Origin of the sequence: Herbidospora sp. NBRC 101105, assembly GCF_030269205.1 — a bacterium.
Taxonomy (GTDB): domain Bacteria; phylum Actinomycetota; class Actinomycetes; order Streptosporangiales; family Streptosporangiaceae; genus Herbidospora; species Herbidospora solisilvae.
Genome location: NZ_BSSX01000026.1, coordinates 1 through 413, shown reverse-complemented (window position 1 = coordinate 413; position 413 = coordinate 1). Strand labels below are relative to the sequence as shown.

Genomic DNA, 413 nt, shown 5'->3' with positions numbered 1-413 from the left:
GCGAGGCGGGCGGTGGTGACCAGCAGGCGGAGCAGGGTGTGGGCGCGGGCGCCTTCTTCCATCCGCGCCCAGTAGTTGATCTTCCAGGCGAGGGACCAGCCGGTGCCGTCGTCGCCGCGTAGTTCCAGGGTGCGCCGGGCGGCGGTGTACAACGCGGGGGTGCCGCGTTTGGTGATCTGGTTGCTGGGGTGCAGCCCGTACAGGTGGGAGATGTGGCGGTGGTTGGTCTCCGGCTCGATCCAGTCATACAGCCATTCCTGGATGTTGCCGCGGGAGCCGGTCTTCATCGGGGCGAGCCGGTCGCGGGCGGCCAGGACCTGGGTGCGGAAGGTGGCGTCCACGCCGAGGGTCTGGCTGGCCTGGGCGCAGCCGTTGAACAGGTCGCGCAGGATCTGGTTGTCCATCGTCGGCCC

General features: G+C 69.7%; 1 protein-coding gene. It reads right to left on the bottom strand.

What is annotated here, in order from left to right:
• The coding region (locus QSK34_RS37650) for a glycosyl hydrolase family 95 catalytic domain-containing protein (protein WP_502875572.1) at positions 1 to 413 on the bottom strand (413 nt) is incomplete at both ends.